Source organism: Francisella salimarina, assembly GCF_007923265.1.
GTDB lineage: Bacteria > Pseudomonadota > Gammaproteobacteria > Francisellales > Francisellaceae > Francisella > Francisella salimarina.
The window spans coordinates 352,074-369,136 of record NZ_VOJA01000003.1 but is presented as its reverse complement, the minus strand read 5'-3'; the positions used below and the strand labels follow the sequence as shown (position 1 = coordinate 369,136).

Here is a 17,063-nt window from a genome sequence, read left to right as displayed (position 1 = left end):
AATGCCTAAAAAAATAATTAATAACTGCTTAGTTTGGTTATCAGTCGTTAGTATAGTTGGATGCAATACTTCTTTTACCTACCCAAATTATCAACCTAGCGGAACATACTATAATCCAGACTATGATAAAGATGATCTGATTCATGGTTACTTTCAACAAAGTGTTGAACAGATGGAAACTAGTCCATATACATATCAAGGTCAGTACTATGAAGAAACTGGCTTTACTCAGCCAAGTCCTTTTATGCAGAATATAAACTGGAATAGGATGAACGTTTAATAACAAAAATTTATTTTATATTTCTAGAGTGGTAGTTAATTTTATAGAAACTATTTTGTTATCTCTAATATTCGTTATTTCAAGTAAGATATTATTATATTTTATACAACAAGGTCCTTGTGGTAAGTTCTCAATTTCTTCTATTATAAGGCCTGACAAAGTTTTAGCATCTTCACTTTCAAACTCTATCCCTATATGACGATTTATTTCTCTTAGTGTAGCGCTACCACCTATTAAATAACTATTTTCCTCAAGTTTGCGAATATTATTATTCATATCAAATCTATCAGAGAATTCTCCAACAATTTCTTCCATAATATCTTCTATAGTAACAGTACCACAAACATCGCCGTATTCATCAACTACAATAGCAAACCGTTTACTCTTGTATTGAAAATTAACCAACTGAGTCTGTAAAGAGACAGTCTCAGGTATAAAATATGCTTGATGAGCAATTTTACGTAAACTTGCTTTTGTTATTTGTGATCTCTTTGTTGATATCAATAAATTAGTTATTTCTTTAAGCTTTATGACACCAATAACATTATTAACTCCATTTTCACATAAAATAATATTCAACGATTTCATTTTTGCTATTCTAGCCAAAATCTTATCTATAGAATTGCTCAGATCTATATATTCTATTTTATTAAAGTGAGTCATAACCTCTTGGACCAAAACTTTATCAAGCTCTAAGACACCTATAAGCATATTTTTATTTTTAACACCGAGTTTTGCATTTGATTCATTTACAACAGTCTGTATTTCTTCTTTATCCAAAGACTCATTATTTACAGGCTCAATCTTTATACCAAAAAGCTTTAAGGTTACTTTTGAAACCATACTGAGAAAAACTACCGCAGGATATAGCAATACCATTATTATTTTTAGAGGTAATGAAAATGGAAAAGCTAACCTTTGTGGATATACGGCTGCAAAAGACTTTGGAATTATTTCACCAAAAACTAAAACTAAAACTGTAACAACAATTGTTGCTATCAATAAACCAATGTCACCAAAATGATCTTCTGAATATGATGAGATAACTGTTCCAGCGAATATATTCGCAAAAGTATTTCCAATAAGTATCGCAACTAGCAATCTCTCAGGATTACGAACTAAAGACAGACTTCTTTTAGCTGCTCGATGATTCTTTTTTGCCAAATGTTTAAGCTTATATTTATTCAAAGCCATCATAGCTGTTTCTGAGCTTGAAAAAAAAGCTGAAATACCAATAAGAATAAATAAAATAATAATTACGGTGTAAGTACTCATCTAATTAGATAATAATAAAGATAGTGCGAAGTCTTATTTTAACATAAGAACTTTGATAATAAAAAATATAATCAGAAATGATTTGTAGAGAGAAGTATTATACTCTCATGAAGTCAGCGTGAACAAGCTTAACTTTATATGGATGTCTTTGTAGTGCTTTGATGATTACTTTTTCTTCTTGACCATCAATCTCTAAAGTGATTTCACTTGAGAAGAATGCTTTGTCTTCTGTAGAGTGTAAAACTTTATCGTGATCTAATACTATAGATACTGCTTCTTTGTCACCACCATATATAACAGCAGGGATTTTACCCGCTCTTCTTAGACGGCGGCTCGCACCAGATCCTAAATCTTCTCTTTTAGCTGCTTTCAAAACAAAATTTGCCATTGTTAAATTCCTTTATTTTCGTTTAAACAAATATATTAATCTATGCGACCCTAGATTAACTGAGCTATTATAGTCAGCTATAATAATAAATTCAAGATATTAATCAACTAATCCATCTATTCTGAAGATATCGCTCACAGACTCTTCACCATTAGTTTTTTCTACAATTTGTGCAAGTAAAGGAGCTAAGGTTATCACCTTTATCTTATTGCATGATTCAGCATGAGGCTTGAGAGGAATTGAATCAGTAACTATAAGTTCTTCAATAGCAGAATTTTCGATATTTTTGATTGCATCACCAGATAACAGAGGATGTACACAAAAAGCAGAAACTTTAGCCGCGCCACCCTTTTCAACTAGTGCTTTTGCAGCTTGACACATTGTTCCACCCGTATCCATAATATCATCAACTAATATACAATGCTTACCTTCAACATCGCCAATTATATTCATGACCTCTGCTACATTTGGCTTAGGTCTTCTTTTGTCTACAACTGCAATCTCAACACCCAAATTCTTAGCTACCGATCTAGCTCTCACTACCCCACCCATATCAGGTGAGACTATTTTTATATTTTCGTATTTTTCAGGATTCTTGCGCACATACTCTAGAAATATTTTTGTCGCAAAGGCATTATCAAATGGAATATCGAAAAAACCTTGAATTTGTTCAGCATGAATATCAACGGATAATATTCTATCTAAGCCAACAGCTTGGAGAAGATTAGCCACTACCTTAGCAGATATTGGTACTCTTGCAGATTTAGATCGTCTATCTTGTCTAGCATATCCAAAATATGGCAATACAGCTGTTACTCTCTCCGCTGATGATCTTTTCAAAGCATCTATTAGAAGTATTAGCTCCATCAGGTTATCAGATGGAGGACATGTTGATTGAATAACAAAAACATCTTTACCACGGACATTTTCATTCAATACTACATGTATCTCTCCATCTTTAAATCTACCAACAGTAGCATTACCAAGAGTTGCCCCTAACTCCTTAGCAACCTCACAAGCAAGCTTCTTAGAAGCATTACCACTAAATATCATCAAATCTTCAGACATACCTAAACAACCTTTTAAAAAATTCACACACCTAACGCATCATAATTCTAATGTTTTTTAGATATTTTAAAAAGCCTAAAAATGAGTTTTTATCTATTATTTTGCTATTTGCTAGATACTACCCTCTATTTTGAATTAAGATTGTGTCTTTGTTATACTACCCGTACAACTAAAATCTAACATTTCTAATCTACATTACTTTATGAAATTCAAAATCTTTGATAATACTTTCCAAGCCGGAGAAATGGCTACCTTGGCGATGCCACTACCTAGCCAATATTCATGTGCACCTATGTATTTACCAATTAAGATTCTTAACGGCGTTAAAGAAGGTCCTTGTATACTAATTTTTGGTATGGTTAATGGCGATGAGTTTAATGGTATCGAAATAATTAACTCTGTTCTAGAAAAAACTAATCCTAAAGAGCTACACGGAACAATAATAGCCATTCCAGTGTTAAATGTCTTTGGTCTAGTACATGCTGCCAAACACAACCCAACGCTCGAACAAGCCTTCCCTGGTGATGAATCTGGTTCATACATGCATCGTTATGCATATAGAATAACTCAAGAAATAATCAAAAAAACTGACTATTCTGTACAAATTAAGACAGGTGCATTAAATCATGAAATACTGCCACAAGTATATTTTAATGCTGAAGATGAAGAGTCTGTCAAAATGGCTAGAGCCTTTCAAGCACCGGTTATTACTGCTGTAAATATGAATCGTTCTAGTATTCGTAAAATCCACCAAGATCTAGATATACCGTTTATATGCTATGAAGCTGGAGAAGCTAATAAATTTGGTGAAGAGGCTATAAATGTTGGTACAGCAGGTATTCAAAATGTAATGCGCAAGATTAATCTGCTAAAAGATCAGGATTTTATCCAGCAAGTTAAGCCTCTTGTTTCAGAAGATACTGAATGGACGATATCTGATAAACCAGGAATTTTAAGAACGGAAATAGAACTTGGCACAAGAGTTAAAGAAGATCAAAAGATTGGTAAACTAATAGACCCTTTTGGCAATGATGATAGTGTTAGCTTAAAGTCTCCTATCGATGGAATTATATTAGGTATTAACAACTACCCTATGATTAAAGAAGGCGATTTAGTATTTAAAGTTTCTTCATTTCAAGATGATGAAAAAGCAGAAGCAAAAATAGAAGATTGGGAAGAAATAGCAAAAGAAAGTTTTAGCGATGAATAATAAATTATCTTTTTTAGCAATCACTATATGGCTTACTTGTGCTGTATTTTTTATGTACGAGTTCTTATTGAGAACTATACTAGGTACATTCGAACATCAAATAATATCCGACCTTGACTTAAGCATACTAACTTTTAGTATTCTTAGTTCTACGGCTTATCAGCTTACATATGGAATCATGCAAATTCCCGTAGGTATTATCACAGATAAGCTTGGGCTAAAAAAAGCTCTAACTCTTGCAATATTAGTATGTGCTCTAGGTGTTGGGCTATTCGCTTTATCAAGTAGCTTTGCAGCTGCTTTAATTTATAGGATTATGATAGGTTTTGGAGCATCTTTTGGCTTTCTTTGTTTATTAATTGCTGTATATGATTGGCTTCCACATAAACATATTGGTTTGTTTATAGGTCTTTCTCAATTTATCGGAGTACTAGGTCCAATGATCGCAGCAGGCCCGCTAGAGTCTTTGTCACAAGCTGGAGGTGTAGACTGGCGTTATGTATTTATTGCTCTAGCAATAATAGGAATTATTTTAGCTGGAGTAACCATAGTTTTAGTAAAAAATAATGATCAATCTGGCGACTCTAGTAAAAATAGATTTATTATTCTAAATACTCCAACATCTGTGATGAAAGAGATTCAAAGTATATTCTCCAATAAACAAATTTGGTTAATTGCTATTTTTTCAGCTACTACATACTTAGCTATAGAATATCTTTCTGAAAATGCTACAAAAAGCTTTTTATCTTTAAATGGCTTTGATGCTAAATTTAGTTCTTATTTGATCACCTTAGCATGGTTAGGCTATGGTATTGGCTGTCCTAGTCTTGGTGCAATATCTGATCGTATAAAAAGAAGAAAGCCCGTTATGATTTTTGCTATCTGCTTGACTTTTGTTTCGTTAGCTACAATTATTTTCTTCCCAATAAATCAAACAATATTATATTTATCATTTATCTGCTTAGGCTTAGGGGCGAGTGGGCAGAGTATAGGATTCGCAATTATTGCTGAACAATCTAGTTCTGGATGTAGAGCGGCAGCATTGGGAGTTAATAACTTTCTTATCATGCTATCAGTAGGAGTTGGTTCGCCTATTATTAGTGAAGTCTTTGACTTATTTTCTAATCAAGGAAAAAACCCATCTGTAGTTAGCTACCAGACTAGTTTAAGTTTACTGTTGGTATTTACTGCCTTAGGTATTTTAATAAGTATATTTTTTATTAAAGAAACATTCTGTCGCTCTAAGAAAGAAGTAATATTTGTAGACATGAAATAAGATATTTTTAAAACTTGCTTAGCTTATCTAAACTAATCTCTCGCATTCTATATTTTTCTATAACCAATGAGAATATTATTAAAGTACTTATAAATAAAGGTACAATAAGATATAAAAACGCCCTATCAAAAACATTTATATCTACCTGTCCAGTTAACGGTCCTCCATTAAGATATACACTAATATAACTAATTAAGTATTGAAATATTGCTCCGCATAACCCTATGACCATATTAACAATAGCTAGAGCTGTTGCTTTAATCTGTGCGGGAAATATTTCTTCCACTACCGAAAAAGCTAAAAGCATACTAGAAACCGAGAATCCTATTATAAAGAATATAATATATAGGTAGCTAACTGTAATGGAACTTGCAAATATAATTACAGACGAAAATGCTAATAAAGTAATTAAATTACAAATTAACATCCATATTCTCTTTTCACCAAATAGACTAGCAATAAAACCATGCGATGGCCCACCAACTGCTATACCTACGAACATCATTACACTTATTTGTGCTGCTGTGTGCTGTGATAGATTATAGGCTTGCTCTAAAAATAAAACATCATACAGCTCTGAAAACGAATTAACAACAATACCAACCATTAATCCTGCATAAATTGCTAATAACCACAGTTTCTTGTTTAGAAGCAATTTTAAGCTTTGTGTGAAACTTAAATACTTAAAATTCTTAGTTGAATTTTCAATGTTTATTGATGATTTTAAGAATACAATAATTATTATGCTCCAAAAAATACCAAAATAGCCTATTAAGGCTAAAGCTGATTGCCAACCATGAAGGATCACTAAATGATTTAATAATACTTGACCAAATATACCACCTAGTACCCCGATTGTATTAGTTAGACCAACAGCAATAGGAAACACCCTCTCTGGCAAAACATCAGCAGCTACTTTTAATGTACCTATAAAAGCTACTGCAGATCCTATCGCAATAAGAACTCTACCTATTAGCATTGTGCTTAGATTTGGATCATATACAAATAATAGAATCCCCAGACTCATAACTAAACAAGATATTGATAACATTATCCTAGAACCAAACCGGTCTAATAGAATACCTGCAGGAACTTGAGATATTGCATAAATAGGAAAATATATACTCATCACATAAGCAATATCTTCTATACCCACTCCCATTCCAATAGATATTGGTTTGATTAAAACACTTGGTGCAGTATGCTGAAAATAGTCTAATCCATAGAAAATCGCCGCAACGATCCAAATCCCCCACCCCACTAGTAGACTATATTTATGAGTCTTCATTAGCCAATAGATATTATTATTTAACCATAACTTATAGGATATAGAAAAAAGCTCTGTTTTGCGATTAAATATCAAAACTTTTATGTTACTTGTAAAGCTTATTAATACAGTTTTTTACGCCATTAAGATATACAAATTTAAAATCCATAAAATTAATAATATACTGTTACATAAAATACAAATACCAATTTAGTAACATGACCTTAAACAATGAGCTTTTTTTGAACACTATAGATACAGCAATTATGGCTATCTTTATAACTATAATTGCTACAGTAGTATTTCACATATTGAAAAAACGTAAGACCTCTGAAAAACAAATTAGTAAGCTAAAATCTCGTACAATATACATAAGCATAATTATTTTTTCTCTTATAATAATAAAAATATGGCTTGGTGGAATCACTAATTTACTTACAATGTTAAGCTTAGTAGCTGCTGGTCTTATAATCGTTAATAAAGAAACTGTTATGAATCTAGTAGGTTGGATAATTATTAACTGGAGAAGCCTATTTTCTGAGGGCGACTATATACAAATCATGGGGTATCATGGCTGTGTTACTGAAATAAAACTATTTTATTTCAGAATGTATGAGACAGTCGAACATGGAGATAAAAAAACTACCGGAAAACTATTAAAATTCCCTAATTCAATAATTATAACAAATGTTATATCTACTTTTACCAGTGAAGAGAATATTTCCTTAAATAAAATTCCTTTTTTGATAAGTACTGATAGTGATATTTTAAAAATTAGAGATTCTCTAGACTTAACTATCCGAGCAATAATTTCTGAGAAGTATTTGTTTAACGAAACTTTTACTCAAAGTAATTTAGTCACTAAGCATAAACTTAGGCAATATGGCATTAATGATTTCGCACCATATATTGAGATTAAAACTCTATCAGACAAAACAGATACCCTAAATATACAAGCTTATTTCTACTGTTTCTCGGACGATAAAAAAGAAATAGAACAACTATATCTAAACGAATTAGTAAAAATAATCAAACTTAACACTTCTTTTTAATAGTCTTATTAATAAACAAATTAACTCCACTAATCCATAATGGACTAAATAGTAGCGATAAAGATATAAGAGTAATACAATACTGATAAAGCGAATTTGTCAGAATTCCAGAAACATAACCCATAGAAATAAGTACAAAACTAAACTCTCCAATCTGTGATAACATTGCACCACCAATTAAAGCCTCATCAAGCCTTTGTCTAAGGGCCTTAAAAATCAGGGCATTTATTGTAGTATTGAGCATATATGTTATCAAAAGAAGAGAAATAAAAAGTTCAATATGATTCCAAAATAAATTCAAATCAATAAGCATACCAATAGATATAAAAAACAATGCCATAAAAATTGTTTTAACTGTTGATAAACTGTGGCCTACCCATTCTGTTTCTTCAACAGTTGACACAATCATCCCACCAATAAATGCTCCTAAAGCGGAAGATAATGCTAAAGATTCGGTAAATGCAGCCATCCCAAAGCAAATAACTAAAGCGGCAAAAACTCGCATTTCTTCATCTTTACCCAGAACACTAATAAATGGTATTTTTAGATTCTTTTTAATCGCCATAAAGGTGGCTATTGATATAACAAATACACCACCTAAAATTTGTATTAATATCTGACTGATAGACGGTTCTTCCCCACCAATTGTTCTCAATATTATCAACATTGGAACAACTGCTAAATCTTGAATAAGCAACACTCCAAGTACATTTTGTCCCAAACGAGTTTTCATGCTGCCACTATCATTAAGTAGTTTAAGAACAACTGCTGTACTACTTAAACTAATCACAGCACCAAATAATAATATCTTTGCCAAGCTCCACTCTAAAACCATACCTACAATAGACACAATGAAACTGGTTATTACTATCTGAAGTATTGTACCTATAGTTGGAACTTTCCAATTTTCAGCAAATTTTCTAGGAGAAACTTCCATACCCGCAAAGAATAACAATAGTATTACACCAATTTCACCAAGTTGAGCAAGATTTTCTTGATCTTGAATTAGTTCTAAACCGTATGGTCCTAGCAAAATTCCTGTTAGTAGATATGCTACCACATACGGCTGCTTTAATTTTTTCAAAGTAATTGTTACTATCAAAATTCCAAGCATTACTAGAACAAAAACAAGTATAGAAGGATGGTTGTGCATATCATAAAATAGTAAAAATAATTACCTATATAATACTTGAAACAGTGGATAAATTACACTGGAATAATTAACTTTTCTTAAAAGTATAGATAATCTAATTTTTAATATATAGCCTTAGAAAATCAATTAAATAATTACAAAGCACATACTAAAAAATAATTTTTTTTAAATTTTGTATTTACAAATAAATATTATGAATTATAATACACGAAATATAATACATATATTTAATTTCATATTTGGAGAGAGGAGAAAAATATGACTAGTTTAGATATAGATAACGCACTAGCTAAATGGAAAGATGGACTTCTAAAGATTTCTAGGACTTATAGAGAAGGAGGAGACTATAAGAAACTAGCTCACAACTTTATCAAAAATATGTATGCTTATGATAATAGTGACGTTCTTTTTAAGCCCACTCTTGCTTCTAAACAAATGTTTAGAGGTGACTTAGATGGTGCAGTATCTTATTTTGTGGCTGGTAATGATAAATACCCAGAAGATAATGGTTTTGCTATTGGTCCATGGGCTGACTTACAGTTTGAAAATACTGGCTATATTGTTGAAGATAATATAGGTATAGTCATGGGTAATAAACACCTAACTCAAACTGATGGCACAAAGGTAATAGCTAATTACACCATGGGCTTCAAACCAAATGCTAATGGGGAGTTGCAAATTGTGCTTCACCATTCATCTTTGCCATATTCTCCAGTATAATTAACTAATTGATAATCTAAAGTATAGATAATGGCTACTAAGAAACAACAAAGTTGGACTTTTCTGACTAACCATTCACACGTGTTATGTCTCATTAATAGTAACCCAAACATAACTATTAGAGATATGGCTATCAAGGTTGGGATCACTGAAAGAGCAGTCCTAAATATTCTAAGTGACCTAACCGAGACAGCCTATTTAAAAGTAAAAAAAGTTGGCAGAAATAACCATTACAGTATCAATAAAGACAAAAACCTTCGCCATCCTATCGAAAATCATTGCACTATTAATGATTTTCTGAAGCCTTTATCAAAAAAAATTTCTTAATATTATTTAACTCCACTAATTCTATCTGGAAAGTATCTTTGTAAAATGTAGTGCAAAATACCCATTAGAGCATGAGCATAGATATATATCTCAACAGGATCAACTAGTGTTTTATGAATAGCTTTTAAATTATCAATATATGCTGACTGATAGTTCCAAGCTGTGAACCAAAAAAATCCTGTAACCCATGCCAGAGTTAAAGCTAATAAACCTAAACCTTGGACTATGGCAGCAAGACTACCACTACGAGCATTAGGTAATTTAAATTTTCTTAACTCTAGTAGATCTTCTTTAAGCGCTGAGAAATCACCATACAAATATGGAAAATAGTATCTCATACCTCTTTTGTCTAATGACATAATAAGCAATAGTACGCTTAACACGGCTAACCCTAGCCCACTAAGCATATGAATATATGCCCATGAATTGAGTCCATATTTAGTATGCACAAAATTACTATTTATAATCTGAAATAAAACAGCCATACCTACTACAATATGTAAAATACGATAATTCTTGTCTTGTGACTGACCAAGATACTGCCAAAAAGACTTTATAAAAATATATTCTTTAAAAATCTTCATTTTCCCTACTCACCATCACCCATAGCATTTTCAACTAAATTATTATCAAGCTCTTTTTTAGGCTTTATGTTAGATATTACTTTTAGCTTTTCAACTTGACCAATTAAATTTCCTCGACCAGTTTTTAACTTATTAAAAGCATTCTCATAAGATTTATTAGCATCATTTATAGATTTACCAACCTTTTCTAAATCTTCAACAAAACCTACAAACTTCTTATACAACTCTTCCGCTCTACTATAAATGTCTGTAATGCTTTGAGCTTGCTTCTCATAACGCCAAGTATTTTCAACAGCTCGTAATGCTACTAATAAAGTTGTAGGACTAACTAAGATGATCTTTTGTTTAAATGCTTCATCATAAAGATTAGTATCGTTATCTAATGCTAATAGCAAAGCTCCTTCTACAGGTATAAACATAAATATAAAATCTAATGAATTTATACCTTTTAAATTTTCATAATTTTTATTAGAAAGACCTCTAATATGCTCTCTAATAGAGCAAATATGGGCTTTTAAATGAGTTTGTTTTTGCTCATCATCTGCAGCCATATAATCATTGTACGCAAATAACGAAGTCTTAGCATCTATAATAATATCTCTATTATCAGGTAATTTAACAACCACATCAGGACGATATGCTTTGCCCTCATCATCGGTAGTATGTTTTTCTCTGAAGTACTCAAAGCCTTCTCTTAGTCCAGACTTTTCAAGAACATTCTCAAGTACCATCTCACCCCAGATACCTTGTTGCTTTGTACTACTTCTAAGAGCATTTGTCAGATTATGAGCTTCAACAGTCATTTTTTGGTTTAACTCTTTAAGACTTTTCAACTCATTTTGTAGAGCTCCTCTAGCTGTAGATTCCTTATCATAGACATCTTCCACTTTTTGCTTAAAATCTTTAAGTTGCTCGCGTACAGGATTTAAAACACTACTTAAGCTTTCTTGATTACGCTCACTAAGCTTTTTTGAATTATCTTCAAAGATTTTAGTAGCTAAGTTTTCAAACTCAGTTTTTAACTTAGTCTCACTATTTTGTAGAAGCTCTAATTTATCTTGCATCGCATTATTCTGTTCTTTAAGCTGAGTTTCAAGCATTGATACTTGAGATTTGTAGTTTTTTATTTCTTCGATATAACTATAAGATTTTTCTCTCTCTTCTTTGAGCTCCTGCTTAAGCTCATCTATACGTAGAGTATTATCTTGCTTTAACTCTAAATTCTTTTGCTTTTCTTGATCTAAAAGTGTATCAAGAGTTAATTCTTTGCTACGCAAAGACAACAATTCTTGCTGTACTAAATTTTTGTAATCATCAAATTGAGCACGAATATGCTTTGCTTCTTTAGATTTTTTATTAAGATTAAAAAAAAGCACTATGCCACAGATGACTAATAGCACTATCAATGCTATAGCTAATATCATTTTAGATTCCTTAGATTATTTATTTTTTGATCTTATAGACCCTTGAAGAGCCTTACGAATTGCCTCAGCAGCTGTTGTTGATTCTCCAATAGTACCACGAATCATTTTCTCTGCGTCTTTTTGTTTATAACCAAGAGCTAAAAGAGCATCTACTGATTCACCAAAAATTGAGTTTGAAATAGCAGCTGGAGTTTGGCTCTGTTGAGCACTACTTGTATTCGAATTTGTAGATGTATCAGATGATTGACTATAAATTTCATTTGCCATTTTCAATAGTTTATCATAAATCTCAACAACTAGACGTTCTGCGGTTTTTTTACCAATACCAGGTACAGTAGCTAATAATCCATAATCTTTATTTTCAATACAATGCAGAAGTGTCATAGAATCCATACCAGATAATATTGCAATAGCGGTTCTAGCACCTATACCACTTACTTTTATTAGCTCTTGAAAAACTTTTTTATCAACTTTTGATTTAAAACCATATAACTGTTGAGCATCCTCGCGAACTACAAAATGAGTATAAAGACTAATTTGACTATTCAGCTCTCCTAAAGAATAAAACGTAGTCATTGGTACAAAAACCTCATAACCAAGACCATTTACGTCTATAAGTAAAGCTGTTGGATCTTTTTCGATTAAAGTCCCTTTAATAAAACTAATCATTATCAGTTCCTTAGCACTTTTGAATTGTATTTAACTTCAAACTAACCATAAGTGCAACTAAGAATGCAACTGGTAGGGTCATAAGAGCAACAGAAATATCTAAATCAAAACTATTCACCAAAACTCCAACGACTAAAGGAACAACAAATCCTGAAAGCATAACAGCTGTATTGTTTATACCAAAAAATATCGACTTTGGTTTCTCTGCTCTATAATTAGCAATTACTGTAAAAGATAACGTCTGACCTGCTGCTGCACATCCTATCAAAAATAATACTATCATGCTCATTAGGTGATTTAACTGTACAAACAATAATACACAAACACAGACAAATCCTAGTAGAGATACCACGAACAACATATTAATTCTATTTTTAAACTTGTCATATAAAAACCCAAAAAATGGACTACCAATACCCAATCCTAACCATAAAAATGCAACAGAATATGATGCCTGAGTTGCAGTAAAACCTTTAGTTTCTAGCAAACTTACTCCCCATATAGCTCCTAAAGTAGGTATGGAACAGTAAATAAAGAAAGCATAAACGTATATAGTAATTAGATTCTTATTTAAAAGATTACCTTTAATTTCGCTATTTACTTCTTGTTTACTTAGAGTTTCAGCAGCTTTAGCGCCCTCTTTGACAAAAATTAAAATTAGAGCGGCCAAAAAAATTCCAATAATAGCAGATATTAATATTACTAATCTCCAACTATCTAAATAGCTAACAAAAAACAATAATGGCCCACCAGCTAAAATTGGACCAAGAGTTCCAAGTATCTGAGTAGAGCCTGACAGAATTCCCATATATCTAACAGGGAACCATTGTGTTGAAATTATCAACAATCCTAAGAAACCAAACGCAGCACCAATACCCATTAAACATCTAGCAAAGATTGCAACATATATACTAGATGTAAGAGAAAATAATAAAGCACCTAAAGCACATGCAATAGTAGCAAAGAATAATGATTTTTTTATACCATATTTATCAAATATAAATCCTACTGGAACTTGCAAGGCAGAATAACAAAGATAAAAAGCTCCACCAAATAATGAAAAACTGAATGCTGTTGCTTGAAAACTATCAATAATCTCCTGATGTAATGAATTTGGTAATACTCTTAGGAAAAACTCATAAAAGAAAAATGTTGCACCAATAAGCCAAACTGTACAAGCTCTAAAATAGTATTTTGAATTCATTTTATAAAACTGATTATCATCTTAATAACGCCATTATAAGCACTGAAGACTATATAAACAAATATTTTATCAATCTATTAGCTATAAAAAGATCTTTTGATTTTGCTTGACCCATTTTTTGGTTTTTTCAGGTACTTCCTTATGATTAAACATTTGTTCAAAAAAGTTTAGTTTTAAACTATCTTCATTGCCAAACATTTCATCTAATAGCTGTCCAAACTGCTCTGCTACAAGACTATCTTGTTTAGTCTCCAGACCAATAAATATGCTTTTTAATCTAACTGAAAAGTAAGCTTGCATAGCTTTATCTATCCAATTAATGACTTTCTCAGTAACTATACTGCTTTCAAGTTTCCCAGTCATAAAACCTTTATTCCATACAGTATGTTTTAAGCCCGCATACCTCCTACCATAAAGATTATAAACAGCTGCATGAATTTTCTCACCCATCTTAATACCATACTCACCAAAAGGATCTTCATCTAAATTTAGACTAATTTCTTCGCAAAGAGTTTTCCATCTTTTGTTGAAAGCCTCTTCTGTTATTTTTTTCTCTTGCTTTAACTGATTATATTGTTGTTTTTCTAGATCATTTAAAACCTCTTCAAGAGAGTTTTCATAAACCTCTAACATATTAGACTCCTTAATCATATTAAATATATTACTTATATCAAAAGGTTTAAAATCATCTTGCTCTGTAAATTTAGAAAGTATAGTTATTAACTCTTCAAGCTGATCTTTTTGCTTTTTCAAGGTCTTTAATTGCAGTAAAAAACTCTCTTTAATATCTAACTTCTTATCTAAAATCTGTTTTATTTGCTTCAAATTAAAACCAAATGATTTTAGAACTATTATGTTTTGAAGTTTCAACAGATCTTTTTCAGTATAAATCCTATAACCATTTATATTACGTACAGGAACTATCAAGCCTAAGCTATCATAATGATGTAAAGTTTTGACAGATACATTTGTCAATTTGCTAATTTCTTTTGTATACCACTGCATAAAAAACCTTTTTCTTTTTCATATGTTGGAATATTAAGGTATTACCAAAGGTTAGGGTCAACTATTTTTTATACTATTTGATTCTTTTATGTACAACTCGACTAGCTCCAGCGATTCTAGCTAGAGATTTACTACTATGATAGTGACATATTGCTATAGCTAAAGCATCTGCTGCATCTTCTTGTGGCTTTTTACTTAAGCCTAATATTGACTGTATCATATGTTGGACTTGAGACTTAGCTGCGCCACCTGTTCCAACTACGGCTTGTTTAACTTGCTTAGCTGAGTATTCTGATACTTCAAGGTTATTAATAGCAAGAGTACACATTGCTACACCTCGAGCTTGTCCAAGCTTAAGTGCTGCACCAGGATTTTGAAACATGAATATCTGCTCAATAGCAGATTCATCTGGAGCATAAATGTTTATAACTTCTGTGATGCCATCGGCGATTTGTTTGAGCCTTTTAGCAGTACCAGTTTCCGTAATACGAATGCAGCCACTTGCCACATAGTATACTTTGTTATCTTGTATCTTTATAACTCCAAAGCCTGTTATTCTTGAACCAGGATCTATTCCTAGGATTACCATTTATAGATTTTTGTTACACAAACTTAGAAGAATTTTATTATAGATAATTCTCAATAGATAGAAGCTTTTATAAATTATGTATAATATTTTAGAATAAAAACCATAATGTATTACTATAGAATATTTAGCCTAATTGCTCCATAATCTCTTGAGTGAAGTTGGCATTAGAGTATACATTCTGCACATCATCAAGATCTTCTAACTTATCAATTAGATTGATAACTTTCTCAGCCACTTCAATTTCCATATCAGCCTTTGTTTCAGCATCAAAAGTTACTTCAGCACTTTCAGATTCAAATCCTTTTTCTACCAATGCTTCTTGCACATCTGAGAAGTCATTAGGTGCTGTAAAAACATCAATACTTCCATCTTCATGAGTAATAATATCTTCTGCACCAGCTTCAAGGGCCACTTCCATAAGAGCATCTTCGTCAACTCCTGGAGCAAAAGAGATGATACCTTTTTTTGTAAACATATACGCAACTGAACCATCAGTGCCCAAATTACCACCACTTTTTGTAAACGCATGACGAACCTCACCAACTGTACGATTACGATTATCAGTCATACAGTCTACTATTATAGCAACTCCACCAGGTCCGTAGCCTTCATAGCGCACTTCTTCAACATTAGCGCCATCATCTCCACCAGCTCCCTTTAGTATAGCTCTTTCAACAGTATCTTTACTCATATTATTTGCAAAAGCTGTTGCTATAGCCGCTCTCAAACGTGGATTCGCATCTTTATCGCCCCCACCTAATCTTGCAGCAACTGTTATTTCTCGGATAAGCTTTGTGAAAATTTTTCCTCTTTTAGCATCTTCTTTAGCTTTTTTATGCTTAATATTAGCCCATTTACTATGACCTGCCATTTTTACACCTATTTTAATTTATATATAACTAACCACTTTTTCTACTAATTTATCAATACCTTGAGATGCTTCTAAAATATTTTTAGCACACATATACGCTGGAGTTGATACAACTTTTACAGACTCATCAACACATATATCTGTTGCATCCATAATAACAGCTTCTGCACCTTTTTTCTCTAAGATTGCTGATGTATTATCATCTGTTCCTACGGTTGCTTTTGTACCTTCTGGATAAACTAAAGGTATCATCAAAGGAGCAATACAGATATAACCTGCTGGCTTATCAGCTAGATAAAATGCTCTTGCAAAGGTTAATACATCTTCATCCATCTGATAGCTTTCATCACCCACAAATGCAAAATCCATAATATTTTTAGCAGCTCCAAAACCACCTGGGAAAATTACTGCATCATACTCATCACTATCTGCATCTGCAATATCAATAACATTGCCTCTAGTAATTCGTGCTGACTCTTCTAAAATATTACGCGGAGATGCCCTATTATCTACATTTTGATGCAAATGATTAATAACATGCTTTTGATTTTTATTAGGAGCAACTCCCTGCCACTCTACACCTTGTTTTTCTAAAGCTAATATAGTTAAAACAGTTTCTTGTATCTCTGAACCATCTAGATAGCCACAACCAGATAACACTACCGCTATTTTTGACATTTTAAACTCACCTTTACATTTTT

19 protein-coding genes are annotated in these 17,063 nt (G+C 32.0%); 6 read left to right on the top strand and 13 right to left on the bottom strand.

Annotated features, from left to right (window positions below; all coding sequences use genetic code 11):
* Nucleotide 1 precedes the first annotated feature (1 nt).
* Nucleotides 2-280: a hypothetical protein gene (locus tag FQ699_RS04095; RefSeq protein ID WP_013923298.1), complete on the top strand. Its 279-nt coding sequence runs from the start codon at nt 2-4 to the stop codon at nt 278-280.
* Nucleotides 281-295: 15 nt separating this feature from the next.
* Here the strand turns inward: FQ699_RS04095 and FQ699_RS04090 are convergent, their stop codons facing one another.
* The 3 genes from FQ699_RS04090 to FQ699_RS04080 form a co-directional block, all read right to left on the bottom strand.
* A complete protein-coding gene (locus tag FQ699_RS04090) occupies nt 296-1,555 on the bottom strand; it encodes an HlyC/CorC family transporter (RefSeq protein ID WP_146421239.1) in 1,260 nt (419 codons plus the stop codon).
* A 97-nt stretch (nt 1,556-1,652) separates the two neighbouring features.
* Complete coding sequence (gene rplY / locus FQ699_RS04085; protein WP_013923300.1) at nt 1,653-1,943, bottom strand: 50S ribosomal protein L25; 291 nt, start codon at nt 1,941-1,943, stop codon at nt 1,653-1,655.
* A gap of 99 nt (nt 1,944-2,042) precedes the next feature.
* Entirely contained in the window at nt 2,043-3,011 is a 969-nt protein-coding gene (locus FQ699_RS04080; RefSeq protein ID WP_013923301.1) for a ribose-phosphate pyrophosphokinase, read from the bottom strand.
* A 202-nt stretch (nt 3,012-3,213) separates the two neighbouring features.
* Here FQ699_RS04080 and FQ699_RS04075 point away from each other — a divergent pair, with 202 nt between their 5' ends.
* On the top strand, nt 3,214-4,221 hold the full coding sequence (locus FQ699_RS04075) for a succinylglutamate desuccinylase/aspartoacylase family protein (protein WP_013923302.1): 1,008 nt from the start codon (nt 3,214-3,216) through the stop codon (nt 4,219-4,221).
* On the top strand, nt 4,214-5,497 hold the full coding sequence (locus FQ699_RS04070; RefSeq protein ID WP_146421238.1) for an MFS transporter: 1,284 nt from the start codon (nt 4,214-4,216) through the stop codon (nt 5,495-5,497). The genes FQ699_RS04075 and FQ699_RS04070 overlap by 8 nt, the downstream gene beginning before the upstream one ends.
* A 7-nt stretch (nt 5,498-5,504) precedes the next feature.
* Here FQ699_RS04070 and FQ699_RS04065 read toward each other — a convergent pair whose 3' ends face one another.
* Nucleotides 5,505-6,785 (bottom strand): MFS transporter, encoded by a 1,281-nt coding sequence (locus FQ699_RS04065; protein WP_146421237.1) that lies wholly within the window; start codon nt 6,783-6,785, stop codon nt 5,505-5,507.
* Between the two features lie 197 nt (nt 6,786-6,982).
* Here FQ699_RS04065 and FQ699_RS04060 point away from each other — a divergent pair, with 197 nt between their 5' ends.
* Nucleotides 6,983-7,816 (top strand): mechanosensitive ion channel domain-containing protein, encoded by an 834-nt coding sequence (locus FQ699_RS04060; protein WP_146421236.1) that lies wholly within the window; start codon nt 6,983-6,985, stop codon nt 7,814-7,816.
* Here FQ699_RS04060 and FQ699_RS04055 read toward each other — a convergent pair.
* Nucleotides 7,800-8,969 carry a cation:proton antiporter gene (locus tag FQ699_RS04055; RefSeq protein ID WP_146421235.1) on the bottom strand — a complete coding sequence of 390 codons (1,170 nt, stop codon included), beginning with the start codon at nt 8,967-8,969 and terminating at the stop codon, nt 7,800-7,802. The genes FQ699_RS04060 and FQ699_RS04055 overlap by 17 nt on opposite strands.
* 258 nt (nt 8,970-9,227) lie before the next feature.
* Here FQ699_RS04055 and FQ699_RS04050 point away from each other — a divergent pair, with 258 nt between their 5' ends.
* Together FQ699_RS04050 and FQ699_RS04045 are read left to right on the top strand one after the other, a co-directional pair.
* The gene (locus FQ699_RS04050; protein WP_146421234.1) at nt 9,228-9,689 is read left to right on the top strand and encodes a metal-independent carbonic anhydrase family protein; all 462 of its coding nucleotides are present in this window, start codon (nt 9,228-9,230) and stop codon (nt 9,687-9,689) included.
* A 30-nt stretch (nt 9,690-9,719) separates the two neighbouring features.
* Nucleotides 9,720-10,016: a helix-turn-helix transcriptional regulator gene (locus tag FQ699_RS04045; protein WP_146421233.1), complete on the top strand. Its 297-nt coding sequence runs from the start codon at nt 9,720-9,722 to the stop codon at nt 10,014-10,016.
* 2 nt (nt 10,017-10,018) lie between these two features.
* On the opposite strand, the gene FQ699_RS04040 is transcribed toward FQ699_RS04045, so the two are convergent.
* The 8 genes from FQ699_RS04040 to elbB form a co-directional block, all read right to left on the bottom strand.
* On the bottom strand, nt 10,019-10,600 hold the full coding sequence (locus tag FQ699_RS04040; RefSeq protein WP_146421232.1) for a cytochrome b/b6 domain-containing protein: 582 nt from the start codon (nt 10,598-10,600) through the stop codon (nt 10,019-10,021).
* Between the two features lie 5 nt (nt 10,601-10,605).
* Complete coding sequence (locus tag FQ699_RS04035) at nt 10,606-12,024, bottom strand: DNA recombination protein RmuC (protein ID WP_146421231.1); 1,419 nt, start codon at nt 12,022-12,024, stop codon at nt 10,606-10,608.
* 15 nt (nt 12,025-12,039) lie between these two features.
* Nucleotides 12,040-12,693 carry a Holliday junction branch migration protein RuvA gene (gene ruvA / locus FQ699_RS04030; protein WP_179951661.1) on the bottom strand — a complete coding sequence of 218 codons (654 nt, stop codon included), beginning with the start codon at nt 12,691-12,693 and terminating at the stop codon, nt 12,040-12,042.
* Nucleotides 12,694-12,703: 10 nt separating this feature from the next.
* Nucleotides 12,704-13,897, bottom strand: coding sequence for an MFS transporter (locus FQ699_RS04025; RefSeq protein WP_146421229.1), 1,194 nt, complete (start codon nt 13,895-13,897; stop codon nt 12,704-12,706).
* 81 nt (nt 13,898-13,978) lie between these two features.
* Nucleotides 13,979-14,902: a MerR family transcriptional regulator gene (locus tag FQ699_RS04020; protein WP_146421228.1), complete on the bottom strand. Its 924-nt coding sequence runs from the start codon at nt 14,900-14,902 to the stop codon at nt 13,979-13,981.
* Nucleotides 14,903-14,975: 73 nt separating this feature from the next.
* The gene (ruvC, locus tag FQ699_RS04015; RefSeq protein WP_013923314.1) at nt 14,976-15,491 is read right to left on the bottom strand and encodes a crossover junction endodeoxyribonuclease RuvC; all 516 of its coding nucleotides are present in this window, start codon (nt 15,489-15,491) and stop codon (nt 14,976-14,978) included.
* A gap of 124 nt (nt 15,492-15,615) precedes the next feature.
* Complete coding sequence (locus FQ699_RS04010) at nt 15,616-16,362, bottom strand: YebC/PmpR family DNA-binding transcriptional regulator (protein WP_146421227.1); 747 nt, start codon at nt 16,360-16,362, stop codon at nt 15,616-15,618.
* An 18-nt stretch (nt 16,363-16,380) separates the two neighbouring features.
* Complete coding sequence (gene elbB, locus FQ699_RS04005) at nt 16,381-17,040, bottom strand: isoprenoid biosynthesis glyoxalase ElbB (protein ID WP_146421226.1); 660 nt, start codon at nt 17,038-17,040, stop codon at nt 16,381-16,383.
* Nucleotides 17,041-17,063: the final 23 nt, after the last annotated feature.

Coding starts and splice junctions, on each gene's coding strand:
- FQ699_RS04095 (WP_013923298.1), top strand. CDS start 2: ATGCCTAAAAAAATAATTAATAACTGCTTAGTTTGGTTATCAGTCGTT.
- FQ699_RS04090 (WP_146421239.1), bottom strand. CDS start 1,555: ATGAGTACTTACACCGTAATTATTATTTTATTTATTCTTATTGGTATT.
- rplY (WP_013923300.1), bottom strand. CDS start 1,943: ATGGCAAATTTTGTTTTGAAAGCAGCTAAAAGAGAAGATTTAGGATCT.
- FQ699_RS04080 (WP_013923301.1), bottom strand. CDS start 3,011: ATGTCTGAAGATTTGATGATATTTAGTGGTAATGCTTCTAAGAAGCTT.
- FQ699_RS04075 (WP_013923302.1), top strand. CDS start 3,214: ATGAAATTCAAAATCTTTGATAATACTTTCCAAGCCGGAGAAATGGCT.
- FQ699_RS04070 (WP_146421238.1), top strand. CDS start 4,214: ATGAATAATAAATTATCTTTTTTAGCAATCACTATATGGCTTACTTGT.
- FQ699_RS04065 (WP_146421237.1), bottom strand. CDS start 6,785: ATGAAGACTCATAAATATAGTCTACTAGTGGGGTGGGGGATTTGGATC.
- FQ699_RS04060 (WP_146421236.1), top strand. CDS start 6,983: ATGACCTTAAACAATGAGCTTTTTTTGAACACTATAGATACAGCAATT.
- FQ699_RS04055 (WP_146421235.1), bottom strand. CDS start 8,969: ATGCACAACCATCCTTCTATACTTGTTTTTGTTCTAGTAATGCTTGGA.
- FQ699_RS04050 (WP_146421234.1), top strand. CDS start 9,228: ATGACTAGTTTAGATATAGATAACGCACTAGCTAAATGGAAAGATGGA.
- FQ699_RS04045 (WP_146421233.1), top strand. CDS start 9,720: ATGGCTACTAAGAAACAACAAAGTTGGACTTTTCTGACTAACCATTCA.
- FQ699_RS04040 (WP_146421232.1), bottom strand. CDS start 10,600: ATGAAGATTTTTAAAGAATATATTTTTATAAAGTCTTTTTGGCAGTAT.
- FQ699_RS04035 (WP_146421231.1), bottom strand. CDS start 12,024: ATGATATTAGCTATAGCATTGATAGTGCTATTAGTCATCTGTGGCATA.
- ruvA (WP_179951661.1), bottom strand. CDS start 12,693: ATGATTAGTTTTATTAAAGGGACTTTAATCGAAAAAGATCCAACAGCT.
- FQ699_RS04025 (WP_146421229.1), bottom strand. CDS start 13,897: ATGAATTCAAAATACTATTTTAGAGCTTGTACAGTTTGGCTTATTGGT.
- FQ699_RS04020 (WP_146421228.1), bottom strand. CDS start 14,902: ATGCAGTGGTATACAAAAGAAATTAGCAAATTGACAAATGTATCTGTC.
- ruvC (WP_013923314.1), bottom strand. CDS start 15,491: ATGGTAATCCTAGGAATAGATCCTGGTTCAAGAATAACAGGCTTTGGA.
- FQ699_RS04010 (WP_146421227.1), bottom strand. CDS start 16,362: ATGGCAGGTCATAGTAAATGGGCTAATATTAAGCATAAAAAAGCTAAA.
- elbB (WP_146421226.1), bottom strand. CDS start 17,040: ATGTCAAAAATAGCGGTAGTGTTATCTGGTTGTGGCTATCTAGATGGT.